The following is a 17797-nucleotide window of genomic DNA, read 5'->3' as shown; positions in this document are numbered from 1 at the left end:
GCAGCGCGTAACGGTCAGCAGAGGCCGCCGTTCACCGCCAGCACCTGTCGCGTGATGTAGCCGGCTTCCGGGCTCATGAGGAAGCGCACGGCCGCGGCGACGTCCTCGGGCGTGCCGGTGCGTTCCATCGGGATGACCTTCAGGATCTGCTCGACGGGAACGTCGGGATCGAGCATGTCGGTATCGATGAGGCCCGGGGCGACGCAGTTCACGGTGATCCTGCGCTTCGCCAGTTCGACGGCCAGGGCTTTCGCCGCGCCGATGACGCCGGCCTTCGACGCGCTGTAATTCACCTGGCCGCGGTTGCCGATCAGGCCCGAGACCGACGTGATGCAGACGATGCGACCCGCGGCGCGGCGCCGGATCATCGGCATCGCGAGCGGGTGCAGCACGTTGTAGAAGCCGTCGAGGTTCGTGCGGAGCACCTGGTCCCAGTCGTCGGCGGTGAGGCCCGGAAACGCGCCGTCGCGGGTGAGGCCGGCATTGCAGACGACGCCGTAGTACGCGCCATGGGCGGCGACATCGGCTTCCAGCGCGGCGGCCGTAGCCGCACGGTCGGCGACGTCGAACTGCAGCACGCGCGCCGCGCGACCCTTCGCGGCGATGGCTTGCTGCACCGCTTCGGCCTCGTCCCGCCGTGAACGGCAATGCAGCACGAGGTCGTAACCGGCGTCGGCGAGGTTCAGCGCGATGGCGCGGCCGATGCCACGGCTGGAGCCGGTGACGAGAACGGTGTCGGTCATGGTGGGGTACCCCGGGAATCGAGTGGATGACGCGGATCGAGGAAGGGCGTCGGATCCGGTGGGCTGAAGACGGTGAGGCGTGCCTCGGCATGCATGCCGGGCGCGTCGATGCGGCAGGCGAAGGCGCCCATGCCGTCGTCGTCGTGGAACTGGCGCACGGCTTCGATGGTGAGGCGGGTGCCCGGAGGAAACGTGTCGACGTCGGCGCGGTAGGAGCGCGTGCCGAGGAGGAATCCCGGACGGACGTCGCCGCCGGCGGCGAGCACCTGGCAACCGTTCCATGCGGCGATGGCCTGCGCCATCAGTTCCACCCCCGCCCAGGCGGGCAGGCCGCCGGCGTCGACGAACGCGTCGCCGGCGCGCACCGCGCGTTCGACGACGATGCGCTCGGCATCCCATGCGACGACGCGATCGAGGAGGATCATGCGGCCCGCGTGCGGGAGCAGCTGATCGATGGGCCAGAGCGTCATGCGTCCCCCGCCAGCACGAGGCTCGCGTTGTTGCCGCCGAACGCGAAGGAGTTGCTCATCAGGTGCCGGCGTCCCGGAGCCAGCGTGTCGCCGGCGCGCGTGAACGCCAGCGGCGGCAGCGTCGGGTCGGCCACGCCATCCCATACGTGCGGCGGGAGCCGTCGTCCGGCATCGTTCAGCGCCAGCCAGCAGAACGCCGCTTCGAGCGCGCCGGCCGCGCCCAGGGTGTGGCCGGTCAGCGCCTTCGTGGACGAGCACGGGACGGGTCGGGCGAACGTGGCCGCAACGGCATGGCTTTCCATGGCGTCGTTGTGTTCGGTGGCGGTGCCATGCAGGTTCACGTAGTCGATGTCTCCGGCGTCGATGCCCGCCGCCGCGAGCGCGAGGCGCATCGCTTCGGTGGCTCCCCGTCCGTCGGGTTCGGGCGACGACATATGGTACGCGTCGGAACTCGCGCCGCCACCGAGGAAGGCCACGGGCGCGGCGTCGCGCGTCATGAGGAACAACGCGGCGGCCTCGCCGATGTTGATGCCGCCACGAGCACGCGAGAACGGCAGACAGCGCTCGGGCGCGATGGCTTCGAGCGCATGGAAACCGTTCGTCGCCAGGCGGCAGAGCGTGTCGGCGCCGCCGCAGAGCACGGCGTCGCAGAGGCCCAGGCGCAGGAGCCTCCGCGCGGTGAGCAGCGCGCGTGCGCCGGACGTGCACGCGGTGGAGATACCGTACGACGGCCCGGCGATGCCGAGCCATTCCGAGAGGAACGCGGCGGGCGCGCCGAGCTCCTGGTCGGCGTAGCGATAGGCTTCGGGCCACGCACCCGTGACGCCGCGCGCGGCGATGCCGTGGGTCGCTTCCTCGATTCCGGTGGTGCTGGTGCCGACGACGACACCGATGCGCGCCGCGCCGAAGCGCCCGATGGCCGCACGGATGTCGTCTTCGATCTCACGCGCCGCGAGCATCAGCAGGCGATTGTTGCGGGTGTCCCGATGCACGAGGTGCCCGGGCATGTCGGGCAGCGCCGCGTCCACGCTGCCGAGCGGCAGCCTGCGTCCCGGGACCCAGCCATCGAGCTCGCGGAGGCCGTCGGGCGATGCGCCGAACAGGGCCTCGGCGACGTCGGCCTTGCCGACGCCCAGCGAGCACGCGAGCCCGAGCGCGTTGAGGTACGCGATCATGCGTCGGCGAGCGGCTTGCGTGCCGCGACGTTCACGAGGGTCTCGTCGCGCTTGCCCGGCGGGGGCGGCGCCTTGATGCCCCAGCGCTCCAGCAGCCCGAAATCCTTCGACCGGCTCCACCAGAGGTAGGGCAGCGAAACGTTCGCGTCGGCGAAGACGAAGCCCCGGCGGCGCAGCATGGCGAGGTATTCGTCGGCGGTCTTCTGCACGTGCATGGGATGACGGAAGAACCAGCGGATCACCCAGGTGTCGATGTAAGCCTTGGTCGACTCTGCGAACAGCAGCAGGCCGCCGGGCTTCAGCACGCGCCAGAACTCGTCGAGCGCGCGCTCCTGTTCCACCAGGTGGTGGAACGTCTGGTGGCAGAACAGCACGTCGACACTCGCGTCGGGCAGGTCGATGCGCGCGCAGTCGCCCAGTATCATCGTCGCGTCGATGCCTTCGCGATCCGCCTCGGCGCGCGAGATCGCGATGCTTTCGGGATCGGCGTCCAGGCCGATGACGCGCGACGGCGAAAACGCATCGCGCAGAAGACGGAACGAACGGCCCTGACCGCAGCCGACGTCGAGCAGCGTGCCGCCACGGGGCAGCGGCTCGCCGGTCAGGCGCTTGAGGTCGTTGATGGCCACGCGCAGGACGTGGTGCTGCCAGGTGTGGGTGCGCAGGAAGACGAACCCGATGCGGGTTTCCTCGACATAGGTTGCGCTGGCGTACTTCATGGCGGCGTTCCAGGGGAGCGGAGGAGGGCGAGGCGAGCGAGGCCTCGCTCGATGTCGGTAACGAACACGGAGGGCGACACCAGCTGCATCTCGCCGTCGGCGAGGCGTACGGCCACCTGGATCGTGCTGGCGCGCGTCAGGCGCTCGCCGGTGGCGGCATCGCTGACGGTGTAGTGGATCTTCAGCCGGTTTTCCCACTCGATCAGCTCCGCGCGTACGACGAGCGCCTGCCCGAAACGGGCCGCGCGGGCGTAGCGGAGCTGGATGTCGATGATGGGCCAGACGAAGCCGGTGTCCTTCATCCGCGTGTAGTTATGGCCGAGTTCGTCGAGCAGCGCGCAGCGCGCGATCTCGAGGTACTTCACGTAATGGCCGTGCCAGACGACCTCCATCGAGTCCACGTCGAAGAACGGGACCGTGACGTCGATCGCGGTGGCGTGCACACCCTTAGCGCGCATCGGAAGCTCCGTTCGTACCGTGCCAGTACGCATGAAAATTGAACCACTGGAGGGGCGCGTCGAGGCAACGCTCGCCGAGCCACGCGGCGTAGCGCGCGACGATCGCCGGCACGATGGCGTCGCGTTTGCCGCGCTCCCATCCGGCCGCGTCGTCGAAGCGGCGCAGGTGGATGCGGTAGCGTCCCGCATGCCTGAGGCAGCAGACGACGTTGACCGGGCAGCGGAGCATCGCGGCCATCAGCCAGGGCCCTTGCGGGAAGGGCGCGGGCGCGCCGAGGAAGTCGGCATCGACCGTCCGTCCGCCGTGCTCCGGCACACGGTCGCCGGCGATGGCGATCCATTCCCCGCGCTCCAGCCGCTGCGACAGGTCGAGCATGGCCGAGGTGTCGAGGTCGCCCACGTGCATGAGGCGCAACCGGCGGTCGCCGGATTCGCCGAGCAGACGATTGAAGTGCGCCGCGTCGGGCAGGTGCATCAGCACGTTGAGCGCGACGCCTTCGCCGACCTCGGCCATGGCACGGCAGACGTCGAGGTTGCCCAGGTGCGTGCACACCAGCAACTGCCCGCGGCCTCCCGATACCAGCGCGTTCCGCACGCCGTCCGGGTCGTCCATGTCGATCGACGACAGGCGCAGCTTGCCGCGCCACACGTCGAAGCGGTCGAGCATGCACTCGCCGAAGGCGAGGTACTGCGCGAACACGGAACGGGCATGTGGGAAAAGGTCCGTCCTGCCGCTCCACGACGCGAGCCGTTGCTGATATTCGTGGACGTGTCGACGCGCATCGCGCCCCGTGGCGAAGAAATACAGCACGATCAGGCGGATCACGGGGGCGACGGCGCGCCGCCCCAGCACGCGCACGGCGATGGCCGTGAGCTTGATGCCGATGAAACTGCCGCGCTCCTTGCGCGCCGCCCAGTGCCGTGGCGCCGTCGACTCAGGCATGCGTCGCCGCCAGCTGGAGGTAGCCCGACGAGACGGCGTCGTCGCCGACACGCCAGGCGAAGTGCAGGCGGCCACGCGCGGCGTCGTGGCGAAGCGCCAGCTGCACGCGGTCGCCGGGACGCAGCAGGCGCTGGAACTTCAGGGCGTCGATCGCACGGCACGCCGTCGGCGTTCCGAGGCGGGTCGCCGCGTAGGAGAGCACCCATTCGATCTGCAATACGCCGGGAAGCACCGGCGCGGTGGGGAAATGCTCGGCGAAGCACGCGAGGTCGAGCGGCAGAGCGAGGTCGAGCAGCCAGCCGTCGCCGTCGCGCCGTTCGTCCAGCAGCGTGGCCGCCACCGGCAGCGGCGCCTTGAGCAGCGCGTCGACGGCGACGCTTTCGGGAAGCGCCTCCACGAAGCGCCAGACCAGCGGGGTCGACAGCGCATCGTCGCCCGCCGCGTGCTGGCCGAGTTCGTTGATCAGGCCTGCGCGGCCATGGCGGAGCAACGCATGCCGGCCGGATGGCGACAGCGCCACGACCATGCCGGGACCGAGCTTGCCGGCGTAGCCGCCCGCCGCGTCCGCGACCCAGGGGTGCGAAAGCAGGCGTGTGGCGGCGCCATCCATCGGTGCCTTGTTGATCCGACGGCGCAGCCGCTGGCGGAACAGCCACTCGCCGACGAAGAGCGCTGCCATCACCGAGTAGGCGAGGATGCCGTTGTAGAAGGTCCACCACGACAGCGGGCCCCAGGCGGCGAGCAGCGCGGAGGCGGTGCCGTTGAGGGCGAAGAACGCCACCCAGACCCACGTGACGCGGCGCGTGTAGCGCACGGCGACGGGCGGAAGATCGGGTTCCGTGACGCGAGCGATACGCTCGATCATTGGCGGCCCGAACTTCAGGCTGAGGCCGAAGGCGCCGAGCAGGAGCGCGCAGATCAGGCTGGGATACCAGCGCAGCAGCTTGTCTTCGCCGCCGAAGCCGAGGACCGCGCAGTAGACGAGCGTGATCGCCAGCATCCAGCGGCCGCCCGGCTGGCGCAGCAGCGCCGGCGCGCGAACGAGCCAGAGCGCGCCGAGGATCAGGCCGAACAGCGGCGTGGACACGTGGTCCATGCCGAAGTAGACGATGAACGGGTACAGGACCCCGATCACCACGAGGATGGCGCTGCTCAGCTTGCGCATGCGTCGACTTCCGCACGCACGTAGAGCGCGAGGCTGCGCACGGTCGCGAAGTGCTCGCGCGCGCTCTTCGAATCCGCCGCGACGCGCAGGCCGTAGCGGTTCTGCAGGGCCAGCGCCAGCTCGAGCGCGTCGACGGAGTCGAGGCCCAGCCCCTGCCCGAAGAGCGGCTGATCGACGGCGATGTCGTCGGCGGTCAGGTGCTCGAGGGCCAGCGTGTCGACGATGAGTTGGGCGATGTCGCGTTCCAGGTCGTTCATGCCTGCAGTTCCCTGGCGTAGAGGGCGTGGAGATGTTCGTTCAGACGTCGCGACGCTATCGGCGCGGGCGTGCTTTCGCTGAAGGCTGCGACGACGATGTCGTCGCCGACCCGAAGGTGCATGTCCACGCGGCGGTGCGGGATCCGATACCAGGGCTCCGCCTTCGTGAGCGTCGTCGGGCGCACTGTGATGAAGACCGGCGTGACGACCGTCGCGCCGCGTACGGCGATGGCGGAGGCGCCGCGATGGAAGACCGGCGGCTGTCCCGGCGTCGTCCGGGTGCCTTCGGGAAACACGATGAGCGTCTGGCCCTCGCGAAGCACGTCGGCGGCGCGTTCCAGCATGTCGGCGCTGCCGTCGTTGCTGATGTATTCCGCGACCCGGACGGGGCCGCGCATGCAGGGATTCTTCCAGAGGCTGTGCTTCACGATGCAGTTCGCATCGGGCACGTGGCCGAGCAGGAATACCACGTCGATCAGCGACGGGTGGTTCGCGACGATCAGCTGGCCGGGACGCCCGAGGCGCTCGAGCCCTTCGAAACGGTAGCGAATCACGCCCGTGCGATACATGAATTGGGAGTGCAGCCAGAAGGCCCGCCCGACGGTGCGTCGCGCGCGGCGCCGGCGCACGGTGGCCGGACCGGGCCAGTGGAGCACGACAGGCAGGATCAGCACGCGAAGCAGCACGCCACCGACGCCGAACAGCGCGAAGCTGAGCGCCGTGCACAGGAAGCGCCACGCCCAGGCGTCGCGGCGACGGGTCACGCTATCGGCTGCCAGGTCCATCGTCGTGTCTTCCACGGGTGGTCGAGGGAGGCGCCATCGTGCAGGGCTCGCACGAAGCGCAGCGCATGCGGCATGTCGACGGGAGCCGCGTCGCCGTTGTTCTCGTCCAGCGACAGGCGCCAGCCGGGGCCGCCGTTGGCGCGCGACAACCGCAGGGCGAGGGTATACGAGAACGGCACGTCGTCGATCCACCCGTCGTAGGCGGGTGCGGGGCGCTCCTCGGCGACGACGGCGATCACCGCTGGCGCGCCTTCGTCGAGCAGGGTCGCCGCTTCCACGATCGCGTGTTCGAAGGTGTCGGCCTCACCGGCGATGGCGACCGACTCGCCACGCTGCCCCCGGAGGATCGACCACTGGCCCGCGATGGCGTTGTGCACGGAAAGGCCGAACTGCGTCGGCGACAACGGCGCGCCGCGGCCGATCTCGTCGAGCATCGCGAAGGTGCGCGTGGTCTCGCCGTGGCGTGACGCGAACACGAACGGTAGCTGCTCGTCGTCGGCGCACAGCGGCCACGCGGCATGCATCACGATCCGCGCCATGCGGCTGAGGCGCCGGCGCTGCATCGGCGGCACGAACTCGCAGCCCGGCTGCTCGCCGGCGTCGACGATCGCGTGCGGTGTCGCTGCCCATGTTGCCCAGTCCGCCGCGGAGTCCACGCCCGGCGCCCAGGCTCGCCACGCTTGGATGCTCAGGTCGATCATGCGTCGTACCCGTGGTAGCGGCGGATCATCAGCGCCGCGCAGCTGCCGCCGAACCCGAAATTGTTCGAGAGCACCGCGTCGACGCGCACGTCGAGTTCGCCGTCGATGAGCGGCGCGTCGTCGAACGCGGCGTCGCGTGCGCGCGGAAGCGCCGCGCCGAGCAGCACCGCGTGCTCCATCATGCCGATCGACGCGATGGCGTCGAACGCCCCGGCCGCGGCCGGCGCATGGCCGATCAGCCCCTTGATCGACGACATGGGGGGCACCGGATGCCCACGATCGCCGAAGACGCGACGTAGCGCCTGCCACTCGGCGAGATCGCCGGCGACGGTGGCGCACGCATGGGTGTTCACGTAGCCGGGCAGGGTGCCGGCGAGGTCGATCGCCTGGTGCATCGCCTCGGCCATGCCGTCGGCGGCGGGGCTGATCATCCCGTCGGGATCGGATGCCGCGCCGTAACCCGCCATCTCGGCCAGGATCGTGGCACCGCGGGCGAGCGCATGATCGAGCGATTCGAGCACGAGCACGCCCGCGCCGCCGCCGAGAAGGATGCCGTCGCGATCCGCCGCGTACGGCGTGGACACGCGTTCGCCGGCGACGCTCGTCGTCGACAGCGCGTTCATCACGTCGAAGCACATGGCGGCCTTGTCGTGCAGTTCCTCGGCGCCGCCGCAGACGACGATTTCCTGCCGGCCGAGCTGGATCAGTTCCATCGCCTGGCCGATCGCGTGCGTGGCGCTGGTGCACGCGGAGCCCACCGTGAAACCGCGGCCGCCGAAACCGAAGGCCTGGGTGAGGGTCGCGGAGACGGCGCTGCCCATGCTTCGCGGCACGATGAAGGGCGACAGGCGCGAGATGCCCTTGGCGTGGAAGACGTCGAGGCCCGCCTCGTATTCGCTGAGTGCCGCCGCGCCGCCCATGACGATGCCGACGTCGCGCTCGCGGATGCGGGCGTCGTCGAGTCCCGCTTCGTCCAGGGCCTCGCGCGTGGCGTGCCAGGCGTGCTCGGCCGCCTGCGGGAGGTAACGGCGCAATTTGCGCGGGGGCGGATCCAGCGTGGAGACGTCCGCTGGCGCGGCGACCCGGCAGCGCATGCCGAGCGCGCCGAAGTCGTCCATCGCGCGAAAGCCCGCGCGCCCGGCGCGCAGGCCGTCGAAGAGCGCCGCGCGCCCCGCGCCGAGGCACGAGACCGCGCCCATGCCCGTGACCACCACTCGCCGCATCAGGGGTGCGCCCGGAAGATCAGCGACGTATTGATGCCGCCGAACGCGAAGTTGTTGTTCATGACGTGCCCGGTGCGGATCTCGCGTCCTTCGCCGGCGATGTAATCGAGCGCGGCGCACTCCGGATCCGGGGTGTCGAGGTTGATCGTGGGCGCGAACCAGCCCGAGCGCATCATCTCGATCGCCCACCAGGATTCGAGCGCGCCACACGCGCCCAGCGTGTGGCCGACGTAGCTCTTCATGGAGCTGATCGGAACGCGGCCGCCGAGAACGTCCGCGGTGGCGTGGCTTTCCGCGACGTCTCCGCGGTCGGTGGCCGTGCCGTGCGCGCTCACGTAGCCGATCGCCGAGGCGTCGAGGCCGGCGTCGTCGAGCGCCATGCGCATGGCGGCGGCCATGGTCTCCCGGGTGGGCTGCGTGATGTGCGCGCCGTCGGAGTTGGTGCCGAAGCCGACGATCTCGGCGTAGATGCGCGCGCCGCGCGCCACGGCGTGCTCGTATTCCTCGAGCACGAGCGTCGTCGCACCCTCGCCGACGACGAGCCCGTCGCGACGCGCGTCGAACGGACGCGGGGTGAGGCCGGCTTCGTCGTTGCGCGTGCTGGTGGCGAACAGCGTGTCGAACACGGCGGCACCGGGGCCGGAGAGTTCCTCGGCACCGCCGCAGAGCATCAGCGATTGCTTGCCCTGCTGGATCGCTTCGTAGCCATAACCGATGGCCTGGCTGCCGGACGTACACGCGCTGGACGTGGTGACGACGCGGCCCTTCAGGCCGAAGAACACGCCGACGTTCACGGCCGTCGTATGCGCCATCATCTGGATGTAACTGGTCGCGGTGACGCCCTGCATGGAGCCGGTCTCGAGCATCCGTCCGACGGTGCGCGCAGGCTCGATGCTGCCGCCCGAGGATCCGTACGCGACGCCCATGCGGCCATCGGTGATCCGGGCGTCGCCGAGAAGGCCGGCGTCGGTCAGCGCGCGTTCGCTGGCCGCCACCGCGAGCTGCGCCACGCGGCCCATCGAACGCACGTGCTTGCGCGACCAGTGAGCGGGCTGCACGAAGTCGTCCACGGGCGCGCCGAGGCGGCCGTTGAGCTTGTCGAAGTAATCCCACTCGCCCATGCGGCGAATGGCGTTACGCCCCGCGCGGAGTCGCGCCGCGATGGTAGGCCAGTCGTGACCGAGCGGGGTGATGCCGCCGAATCCGGTGACGACGACGCGTTTCGGCGCGCGTCCCGTCGTGCTGTGCTGCTGTGCGTTCATCGTGTGCGGGTTCATCGTTTGCCCGCGCGTGCCAGCCGGCGCATGACGAGGCGCGGCGCACGCGGGAGCATGCCAAGGATGAGGCGCGTGTGCATCGCGCTGATGCGCACGTTGTCGCGCCACATGCGAAAGTGCGAAAGGCCGTCTTCCGGGTAGGTCACGCGCGTCGGTACGTTGCGGACCGGCACGCCGCGCCAGTGCAGGCGCACCGCGATCTCCGTGTCGAAATCCATGCGTGCGGGCAGCGGCTTGCGGGCGATCTCGGCGCGCGTCGCGGCGAGCGGATAGAGCCGATACCCACACATCGAATCGTCGATGTCGAACGAAAGCGTTTCGAGCCAGACGCAGGCGTGCGTGACGTAGCGGCCGTAGAGCCGGGCCTTCGGTACGGAGTCGTCGTAGACCGGGCGGCCGCAGATCATCGCATCCGGCGCGTTCGCGCTTTCCGCGAGGAAGCGCGGTACGTCCGCGGTGTCGTGCTGGCCGTCGGCGTCGATCTGCAGCACGTGCGAGTGCCCCGCGTCGTGGGCCGCGAGGAAGCCGGCGGTCAGCGCCGCGCCCTTGCCGCCGTTATGCGGCAGGCGAATCAGGCGCAGATCGTCGCGTCCCGCGACGAGCGCGTCGAGGATCGTGCGCGTTTCGGCGTTGGAGCCGTCGTCGACGATGATGACCGGCAGGCCATGGGCGGCGAGGGCGTTCGCGGTGGCCGCGATGGTGCGGCCGTGGTTGTAGATCGGAATGACGGCGCACGGCGCGAAACCTCGCGCCGCGTCGACGAGCGGTCCGGTGCTGCCCGACATCGGTGTCGCTCAGCGCGCGACGAGCGCCTGCACGGTGGCGACGACGTCGCCGACCGTACGCACGCTCTTGAAATCCTCGGGCTTGATCCGGGTGCCGGTCATGTCCTGGACCTGGATCGCGAGATCGATCGCGTCGATGCTGTCGAGTTCGAGGTCGGTGAAGAGGTTCGCTTCCGGAACGACCCGGGCCGGGTCGATTTCGAACGTTTCATGCAGCACGGAGCGCAGGCGCACGAGGACGTCGTCGGAGGTGAAGGTGTCAGCTGGGATCGCGCTCATAGCTCGGTAAGTCCATTTCATCCCCGGATCGCGCTGCACGCCAGCGCCCTTGGGCGAAAGCGACCGCGCCACCACCGAGGCGACGAAGGTGATCGAAATACATTGGTTGTCGCCACCGGCCGGTGGCATCCCCTGTCCCAAAAGCCTCGTGCAGGCAAAGCCTTACAAGATCGTTGGGGCCGGCAAAGTGTAGCAGATCGCAATCCGTGACAATCGGACTTGCGAAAATTCTCACGTGAAGGCGGTCCCGGGGCGGCCGATGCTGTCCGGCCGCCCCGGACACAACGTCCGCGGACACCGTCGTTGCGACGGTCGGGGGCCAGGGGAAGATGGAGGAATGCGGTCTGCGCGATGTTTCCCGGGTTGGCACGGCTCTTGCGACATCTCCCGCGAAAGCCACTCCCTCCATCGAGAAAGGACACCGACCATGAAATTCGAAACCCTCCTGCTGAAGACCTTCTTCGCCGCGGCCGTGCTGACCTGCGCGCTGACCTTCGGGGCCATGGTGGTGGCGCCGTCCACCGCGACCGCGCAGCTCGTCGCGCAGGCGCGCTGACGGCGGAGACGGCCACCCGCCCTCGCGGACGGGTGGCCGGTTGCCGCGGGGCCTCGCGTCAGGCCGCGGTCACTTCCTCGGCGGCCAGTCCCTTCGGACCTCGCACGCCCCTGAAAGTCACCTTCTGGCCGTCCAGCAGCGTGCGATGGCCGGTTCCCACGATGTGCCTGAAGTGCACGAAGAAATCTTCCTTGTCGACGTCGCGGGTAATGAAGCCGAATCCCTTCTGGTCGTTGAACCACTTGACCTTCCCGCTGTGCTTTTTATGCAGCGTCTCGCTCATGACCGTATCCACTCCTTGATGTGGTGCAGCCTGTGACGACATCTGCCTGCCGCCGCATACAGCGTATGTCGGTCATGCCGTATCGGCCTATCGCACGCGCTCGGCCATGCGTCGTAGGCGGGGATACGCGAAGCCGATGACGGATCAGCGCGATCCCGCGGTCCCTTCCGATTCCGCTTAAGACTCGTCGGTGCGGGGCGTCGCATCCGTCGCGTCGATCAGCGTCACGTTCAGCGCATACGGTGGACCGTCGTCGCCCTCGAAGAGATCGAACGCCACGCGATCGCCCGGCATCAGCCGGCGTGCGTCGGCGGGCATGCGCGATGCCCCGTCGTTCCGTGGCGACTCATGCCGATGACTGCTCATGGCGTTTCTCCCTGGGGCTGCCCGATGGGTTCCGCTGGCCGTCGGCAACAGGTTCTACCGGGACGACGTTCGTGGCGGAAAGGCCTTTTTCGCCTTTTGCGACGTCGAATTTCACGCGCTGCCCTTGCTTGAGCGTCCTGAATCCTTTGACGTCGATGTCTTGATAATGCACGAAGAGATCTTCGCCGACGTCCTGGCAGATGAATCCGAAGCCCTTGGGTTCGTTGAACCACTTGACCTTGCCGTGACCGCCGATAGAGACGATCGTGCGCTCTGAAGCGCGGTGCTTCGCGTGCCGCGTGTCTGCCTCGTTCATGACATGTCGCTCCGCTGGATGGTCGTGCCAACGGCGGCGCCCGTCGCCGCCGTTTCCAGCGTATGCCGATTCCTGCGCGCGGTCGTCCCGGCCGGCTCGGCCACTTGTCGTAGGTGAGCGGCCCGGATTTTCCTTCGGGTCAGCGGCTTGCGATCAACGTTGCCGTTTGCGCAGGCCTTCGTGGTCGTCGCCGTGCATCGGCGTGCCAGTGGCGTGCCCGAGCTTCCTGACGTTCACGGCCTGCGGCCCTTTCGGCGCCTGCACCTTGTCGAACGAAACCTCGTCGTGCTCCTCCAGGGACTTGAAGCCCGATGCCTCGATGGCACTGAAGTGGACGAAGACGTCCTTCGTGCCATCCTCGGGGGTGATGAATCCGAATCCCTTCGCCGAATTGAACCACTTCACCGTACCTTTCATGTCGCGCTCCACTCCCTTGGTCGATTCGCGATGGCTCCATGCCATCGTCGTGTTTCGTGCTTGGGCCGCCGAGACGACCTCGTTGTCGATCCCTGGTCGGGCCGGAAGAACTTCATGTGCGGCAGGCGAAGCGTTCCGGCGGCTATCGGTATGCCGACCCAACTTCGGCATCCGCCGACCGCTCGGTGGACCCGGTTCGGGGGAAACGAAAGCGGCCGAAGATGACTTCCAGGTCATAGCCGCCCGTCGTTCCGGTGAGTCCTGTCATCACTACATCGCGATCCCCCTGCACGACGACGCCCGATGAACGGACGGTATGCGTGATCGGGTCCCACGCGAAACCGCGGTCGCCAAAACTCGGATCGAGTTCACCATCGCCGAGGTACCGGGCGGCAAGGAAGCCTGCACGCATGTTGGCTCCCGTCGGTTCGCCCGTCACGACGACATGGCCGTCCTTGTCGATCCCGGCGTCCGTGTAGAAACAGCCACCCGCCCAGGACGGGGTGAGAGCGGGCGCGCCCCTCGCGAACGTGATGTCCGGATAACCGTCTTTCGTGATGCCGACGACGAAGCCGAGGTCGTCGCGTCTGCGCCCTGCGAGGACATAGCGGGAGTTCGTCTCGGCGATTCCCACCAGCAGATCCGCGGCGTCGCTGGGGTTCGCATCGTTGGGCACCACGTAGGTCCCGTTTTTGCCGAAGGTCGGGTCCAGCACCATGTCGCCGTTGTCGCCCGGCACGTAACGACGCACCTCGACCTGGCTCTGCGTGCTTCCGGCCAGCAGAAAACGATCGCCGTCGATCGGCCACCCGAACATCTGCTCGCCGCCGTGAGAGCGATCTCCGACATGGAACGGCATGAGCATGTACCCAAGGTCGCCGTTGAACGACGGATCCTGCCGGAAGGTATCGTCAGGGCCCTGCCGTACGAGGCGCACGGCGAACCCTCGTGTTTCCTGCATGGCGTTCTGGGCGCGTCCCGACACGTAGATGGCGTTCTGCGTGTGCAGAAAGAGATCGATTCCATAAATCGGCACGAAGCCTTCGCCGAGCTGCGGAACGAGGATGCCCTGCTCGCCAAAGGCCGATTCGAAGGCGCCCTCCCGCGACATCATCGATAGACTGGCGAAATTCCTGTTCTCGCCCCGTGGCTTCAGATGGAGCGCGATCAGTACCTGGCCGTCCGGCAGGACACAGAGACGCGTCGGCTCGCGCGGATCCGTCGCTGGCCCAAAGCTGAAGCCATCCCCGGAGGGTCCGAATGACTCATCGGGGGCGCCGCCGGGGCGGGATTTGACGACGGCCCATCGCGCGAGCGCACCCGTTTCCTCGTAAAAACCCCAGTACGCGACGTACAGGCTGCCGTCGGGGCCAACGGCGGGGCGAGAGGCGTTCGCCGCCCACGCGCGATCGCCCTTCATTCGCAGCACGCCGCCAACGCCGAACTCCCCGTCGAGTTTCGACGGTGTCAGGGGTCCGGCGCGGTGGTGCTCTCCGTCGTGCGTGTGTCTGCGATTCATGGCCTCATCCCTGATCTGCGCACGCCGACGAACTCCGCATCGGCTCGGGACGACTCTACGCAGGTGGCGCAGTCATGGCCATCCGCAGAACGTCGTAGGTGCCGATAGCATTTTTCGGCATGACCCGATGGGTGCCGTGCGCTGTCGGCGCCTGCCGTCCAGGAGCAAAGAAGCCGCCGGATCGCTCCGGCGGCTTCTTCGCGGTGAACGTTCGGGCGCGATGTCGCGGCTGCCTCCACCATGACGCTGTCCAGAGCGGATATCGGGGACGCGGCCTCAGTAATTCAGATAGGGTTGATGTTGCTGGCTCGCGGCTTGTCCGAGCCTCCCACGAGATCGAATTCCACCCGTTGACCTTCACTGAGTTCCTTAAACGCGCCGACGATCGCGCTGTAATGAGCGAAGACATTGGGTCCGCCATCATCGGGGGTGATGAAGCCGAAGCCTTTTTCAAGGTTATAAAATTTTACGTATCCTTGCATGTCACTCTCCCTGGCCAACCGTTGCAGTGTGGGTCCAACGTACGCTCCGCGGCTCCGCACTGCGATCTTCCATCGGGTGTAGGAACGTCGGCCCATTTCAGGCATGAAAAAGGCCGCCGGCTTACGCGGGCGGCCTTTTCGTGGTGTGGCGCGAACGGCTTACTGGCCGCGCATGCGACCCTGGAAGCGGGGCGCGCCGTTGCCCATGTGCGGCAGGCGGATCTTGCCGATCGCGTTGATGCGCTCTTCGGCCATGCGGTCCGCGGCCTTGTAGGTCGGGATATTGTCGCGGCCGGAGATTTCGAAGATGCGACCGACGTTGTAGTAGATCGTGCGCATCATGCGCATCGCGCGCTCGCGGTTGTAGCCGTCGATTTCGAGCGAGACGTTCATCACGCCGCCCGCGTTGACGGCGTAATCCGGTGCGTAGAGCACGCCACGGCGGGCGAGCTCGTCGCCGATGGCGTCGGTGGCGAGCTGGTTGTTCGCCGCGCCGCAGATGATCTTCGCCTTGATGCGGTCGATCGTCTGCTCGTTGACCGTGCCGCCCAGGGCGCACGGGCTGTAGACGTCGGCGTCGACGTCGTAGATCTCGTCGAGGCCGACCGCTTCGCAGCCCAGTTCGTCGACGCAGCGCTGCACGGCATCCTTGTTGATGTCCGTGACGAACACCTTGGCGCCCTGTTCGCGCAGCAGCTTGATGAACTCGCTGCCCACGTGGCCGCAGCCCTGCACGGCGTAGCTGTACTTGCCGACGTCTTCGTTACCGTGCTTCGCCTGCAGCGCGGCCATCAGGCCCTGCAGCGTGCCGAACGCGGTGAACGGCGACGGATCGCCCGAACCGCCATGGACCTGGTGCACGCCGGTGACGTACTCGGTTTCGCGGTAGACGTATTCCATGTCGTTGACGTCGATGCCGACGTCCTCGGCCGTGATGTAACGGCCGTTGAGCGAGTTGACGAAACGGCCGAACGCGCGGAACAGCGCTTCGGACTTGTCCTTGGAGGGATCGCCGATGATCACGGCCTTGCCGCCGCCGAGGTTCAGGCCCGCCACCGCGTTCTTGTACGTCATGCCGCGCGAGAGGCGGAGTACGTCGTTGACGGCGTCCTGCTCGGTCTTGTACGGCCACATGCGCAGGCCACCCAGCGAGGGACCCAGCACGGTGTTGTGGATCGCGATGATGGCCTTGAGGCCTGCGTCCTTGTTATGGCAGAAGACGACTTCTTCGTGGCCCGTGTTGGCGATGGTTTCGAAAATCATCGAACGCGTTACTCCGGTTACAAGCGGCGGCGGTCAGCACTGCCGTCTGGATGAAAAACCGGTGGTGGGGACCACCGGTATGGGACGAATCAAAAAAATCGCCCCAACCTTGGGAGGTGGGGCGATATGTCGTGTCAGCTGCCTAGTTTAAACCCTTGCGCGCGTCCGTGTGGGTGCGCCGCAGCAAGGGGGCTCAGCGGTGCCAGCGGGGGTCGCGGTGCCAGGTCTCACGCTCGATCCGCCAGCCGCGGCCGTACGGGCGCCAGACCGGCGGACGATAGACGTAGCCCGGGCGGGCGCCGTACCAGTGGCCACCGACCCACACGTACCGGCCGCCGGCCCAGTTCCAGTACCCCGGCGCCCAGACATAGCCGGCGCGCGCCGGCGGCACGCGCTCGAAGCGCGGCGGGGGCGGGCGGGAGCCGACGGTGACCGAGACGTACTCGCGCGCGGGGGCGGGCGGGGCATAGCTCGCGGCGCCGATGGCGAGGCCCAGAGCGGCCACGGCGACGAGACTGCGGGTCAGAAAGGTCATGGGATACCTCCTTTGCATCGGCCGCACGGTGCGGACTCGTGGGCGACAGAACGCCTGCTCGCAGCGGTGGTTGACCACCGCCTCCGGGAATGTTCAGCTTCGTGAAAGCGCCGGGCGACGAGAACCTTCCTGATCGACGCGTGCTCCAGGCCCCCGCATCACGCCCCCTCGACTATCGGTTCCCGCATGAAGCCACCCCGCCGATTCGGCGTTCGTACCGTAGCGACCCTGCTCGGCATTCGCGTGGCTTACCGTTTTGGCAGCCGCTTCGCGCCGGTGCGTACCGTGGCCCACGCGGCGCGTGTGTTCCAGACACCGCTGCCGAGCAGTCGCGAGCGAGCCGAGCACGCCGCGCGCTCGATGACCGCGCGACGCGAGACGGTGACGGTCGATGGCGAGTCGGTAGCCACGTACGTATGGGGCGATCCATCACGTCAGCCCTACGTGCTACTCGCCCACGGCTGGTCGAGCATGGGCCTGCGCTGGGAGAACTGGGTACCGCAGCTTCTTGCGAAAGGCTGGGCGGCCGTGGCGTTCGATCAGCCGGCTCACGGCCTCAGTGGTGGCCGCCTGTGCACGTTGCCCGACTTCGTGCGCACCGTGACGGTGGTAGGCCAACATTACGGCGATGCCGAAGGTGTCGTTGCCCATTCGCTCGGCGGCGCGGCCGTGACGCTGGCGCTGGACGACGGATGGACCGCGAAGCGCGTGGTGCTGATCGCGGCCGCGGCGGACCCGAAGGCGGCGACGCGACGGTTCGCGCGTTTCGTCCGGCTGGGCGAGCACCTGCGGCCCGGTCTTCACGAGATGCTGGCGCGACGTACCGGCGTGCCCATCGACGGCCTTCACATCGAACACCATGCACCGCGCCGTACCCAGCCGGCACTCATCGTGCACGACGAGTTCGATCGCGACGTGCCGGTGGAGGAGGCCGAGCAGTATGCGATGCACTGGCCCGGCTCCACGCTGCTGAAAACGCGGCACCTCGGACATCGGCGCATCGTCGACGACGCGTCGGTGGTGGCCGCCGCGATCGCCTTCCTGGGCGGCGCGGATTCCCACGCGTAGCTCGCGTGCGTA

The 17797-nt window shown here is 68.2% G+C and carries 22 protein-coding genes and 2 pseudogenes; 2 read left to right on the top strand and 22 right to left on the bottom strand.

Annotated elements, in window-relative coordinates; genetic code table 11:
• Window positions 1-14: 14 nt before the first annotated feature.
• The 14 genes from fabG to BMX32_RS01345 are packed head-to-tail and all read right to left on the bottom strand — an operon-like array spanning window position 15 to window position 10980.
• Window positions 15-743 carry a 3-oxoacyl-ACP reductase FabG gene (gene fabG / locus BMX32_RS01410; protein ID WP_089974036.1) on the bottom strand — a complete coding sequence of 243 codons (729 nt, stop codon included), beginning with the start codon at window positions 741-743 and terminating at the stop codon, window positions 15-17.
• Window positions 740-1213, bottom strand: a complete 474-nt coding sequence (locus tag BMX32_RS01405; protein WP_089974035.1) for a hotdog family protein — start codon at window positions 1211-1213, stop codon at window positions 740-742. Before BMX32_RS01405 ends, fabG begins: the two co-directional genes overlap by 4 nt.
• Window positions 1210-2388, bottom strand: a complete 1179-nt coding sequence (locus BMX32_RS01400; protein ID WP_089974034.1) for a beta-ketoacyl-ACP synthase — start codon at window positions 2386-2388, stop codon at window positions 1210-1212. Before BMX32_RS01400 ends, BMX32_RS01405 begins: the two co-directional genes overlap by 4 nt.
• Window positions 2385-3107, bottom strand: coding sequence for a class I SAM-dependent methyltransferase (locus BMX32_RS01395; RefSeq protein WP_089974033.1), 723 nt, complete (start codon window positions 3105-3107; stop codon window positions 2385-2387). Before BMX32_RS01395 ends, BMX32_RS01400 begins: the two co-directional genes overlap by 4 nt.
• Window positions 3104-3565, bottom strand: a complete 462-nt coding sequence (locus tag BMX32_RS01390; RefSeq protein WP_089974032.1) for an acyl-CoA thioesterase — start codon at window positions 3563-3565, stop codon at window positions 3104-3106. Before BMX32_RS01390 ends, BMX32_RS01395 begins: the two co-directional genes overlap by 4 nt.
• Window positions 3555-4508: an LpxL/LpxP family acyltransferase gene (locus tag BMX32_RS01385; RefSeq protein ID WP_089974031.1), complete on the bottom strand. Its 954-nt coding sequence runs from the start codon at window positions 4506-4508 to the stop codon at window positions 3555-3557. The genes BMX32_RS01390 and BMX32_RS01385 overlap by 11 nt, the downstream gene beginning before the upstream one ends.
• Window positions 4501-5673 carry an ApeI family dehydratase gene (locus tag BMX32_RS18850; protein WP_244511363.1) on the bottom strand — a complete coding sequence of 391 codons (1173 nt, stop codon included), beginning with the start codon at window positions 5671-5673 and terminating at the stop codon, window positions 4501-4503. Before BMX32_RS18850 ends, BMX32_RS01385 begins: the two co-directional genes overlap by 8 nt.
• Window positions 5661-5930, bottom strand: a complete 270-nt coding sequence (locus tag BMX32_RS01375; protein ID WP_089974030.1) for a phosphopantetheine-binding protein — start codon at window positions 5928-5930, stop codon at window positions 5661-5663. The genes BMX32_RS18850 and BMX32_RS01375 overlap by 13 nt, the downstream gene beginning before the upstream one ends.
• Window positions 5927-6715 carry a lysophospholipid acyltransferase family protein gene (locus BMX32_RS01370; protein WP_089976801.1) on the bottom strand — a complete coding sequence of 263 codons (789 nt, stop codon included), beginning with the start codon at window positions 6713-6715 and terminating at the stop codon, window positions 5927-5929. The genes BMX32_RS01375 and BMX32_RS01370 overlap by 4 nt, the downstream gene beginning before the upstream one ends.
• Window positions 6691-7416 carry a beta-ketoacyl synthase chain length factor gene (locus tag BMX32_RS01365; RefSeq protein WP_089974029.1) on the bottom strand — a complete coding sequence of 242 codons (726 nt, stop codon included), beginning with the start codon at window positions 7414-7416 and terminating at the stop codon, window positions 6691-6693. The genes BMX32_RS01370 and BMX32_RS01365 overlap by 25 nt, the downstream gene beginning before the upstream one ends.
• Window positions 7413-8639 (bottom strand): beta-ketoacyl-[acyl-carrier-protein] synthase family protein, encoded by a 1227-nt coding sequence (locus tag BMX32_RS01360; RefSeq protein ID WP_089974028.1) that lies wholly within the window; start codon window positions 8637-8639, stop codon window positions 7413-7415. The genes BMX32_RS01365 and BMX32_RS01360 overlap by 4 nt, the downstream gene beginning before the upstream one ends.
• On the bottom strand, window positions 8639-9901 hold the full coding sequence (locus BMX32_RS01355) for a beta-ketoacyl-ACP synthase (RefSeq protein ID WP_089974027.1): 1263 nt from the start codon (window positions 9899-9901) through the stop codon (window positions 8639-8641). The genes BMX32_RS01360 and BMX32_RS01355 overlap by 1 nt, the downstream gene beginning before the upstream one ends.
• 11 nt (window positions 9902-9912) lie before the next feature.
• On the bottom strand, window positions 9913-10701 hold the full coding sequence (locus BMX32_RS01350) for a glycosyltransferase family 2 protein (protein WP_089974026.1): 789 nt from the start codon (window positions 10699-10701) through the stop codon (window positions 9913-9915).
• A gap of 9 nt (window positions 10702-10710) precedes the next feature.
• On the bottom strand, window positions 10711-10980 hold the full coding sequence (locus BMX32_RS01345) for an acyl carrier protein (protein WP_089974025.1): 270 nt from the start codon (window positions 10978-10980) through the stop codon (window positions 10711-10713).
• Window positions 10981-11407: 427 nt separating this feature from the next.
• On the opposite strand from BMX32_RS01345, the gene BMX32_RS18985 reads away from it, so the two are divergent.
• Entirely contained in the window at window positions 11408-11536 is a 129-nt protein-coding gene (locus BMX32_RS18985) for a hypothetical protein (protein WP_280140803.1), read from the top strand.
• Between the two features lie 58 nt (window positions 11537-11594).
• Here the strand turns inward: BMX32_RS18985 and BMX32_RS01340 are convergent, their stop codons facing one another.
• The 8 genes and pseudogenes from BMX32_RS01340 to BMX32_RS01310 all read right to left on the bottom strand — a co-directional run bounded on the left by BMX32_RS01340 (window position 11595) and on the right by BMX32_RS01310 (window position 16717).
• Window positions 11595-11807, bottom strand: coding sequence for a cold-shock protein (locus BMX32_RS01340; RefSeq protein ID WP_343123851.1), 213 nt, complete (start codon window positions 11805-11807; stop codon window positions 11595-11597).
• Window positions 11808-11996: 189 nt separating this feature from the next.
• The gene (locus tag BMX32_RS18375; RefSeq protein ID WP_139206650.1) at window positions 11997-12185 is read right to left on the bottom strand and encodes a hypothetical protein; all 189 of its coding nucleotides are present in this window, start codon (window positions 12183-12185) and stop codon (window positions 11997-11999) included.
• Between the two features lie 55 nt (window positions 12186-12240).
• Window positions 12241-12441, bottom strand: a pseudogene (locus BMX32_RS18845) (cold-shock protein); the annotation flags it as partial.
• Window positions 12442-12729: 288 nt separating this feature from the next.
• A pseudogene (locus BMX32_RS01330) lies at window positions 12730-12918 on the bottom strand (cold-shock protein); the annotation flags it as partial.
• A gap of 142 nt (window positions 12919-13060) precedes the next feature.
• On the bottom strand, window positions 13061-14437 hold the full coding sequence (locus BMX32_RS01325; RefSeq protein WP_089974022.1) for a hypothetical protein: 1377 nt from the start codon (window positions 14435-14437) through the stop codon (window positions 13061-13063).
• 284 nt (window positions 14438-14721) lie between these two features.
• On the bottom strand, window positions 14722-14919 hold the full coding sequence (locus tag BMX32_RS01320; protein WP_089974021.1) for a cold-shock protein: 198 nt from the start codon (window positions 14917-14919) through the stop codon (window positions 14722-14724).
• 159 nt (window positions 14920-15078) lie between these two features.
• Window positions 15079-16182 (bottom strand): Glu/Leu/Phe/Val dehydrogenase dimerization domain-containing protein, encoded by a 1104-nt coding sequence (locus BMX32_RS01315; RefSeq protein WP_089974020.1) that lies wholly within the window; start codon window positions 16180-16182, stop codon window positions 15079-15081.
• Window positions 16183-16375: 193 nt separating this feature from the next.
• Window positions 16376-16717: a YXWGXW repeat-containing protein gene (locus BMX32_RS01310; RefSeq protein WP_089974019.1), complete on the bottom strand. Its 342-nt coding sequence runs from the start codon at window positions 16715-16717 to the stop codon at window positions 16376-16378.
• A 186-nt stretch (window positions 16718-16903) separates the two neighbouring features.
• On the opposite strand from BMX32_RS01310, the gene BMX32_RS01305 reads away from it, so the two are divergent.
• Complete coding sequence (locus tag BMX32_RS01305) at window positions 16904-17785, top strand: alpha/beta fold hydrolase (protein WP_089974018.1); 882 nt, start codon at window positions 16904-16906, stop codon at window positions 17783-17785.
• Window positions 17786-17797: the final 12 nt, after the last annotated feature.

The organism is Luteibacter sp. UNCMF331Sha3.1 (genome assembly GCF_900109915.1).
Classification (GTDB): domain Bacteria; phylum Pseudomonadota; class Gammaproteobacteria; order Xanthomonadales; family Rhodanobacteraceae; genus Luteibacter.
Note: the sequence above shows the minus strand (reverse complement) of the source record. Positions and strands in the feature narration are given on the sequence as shown.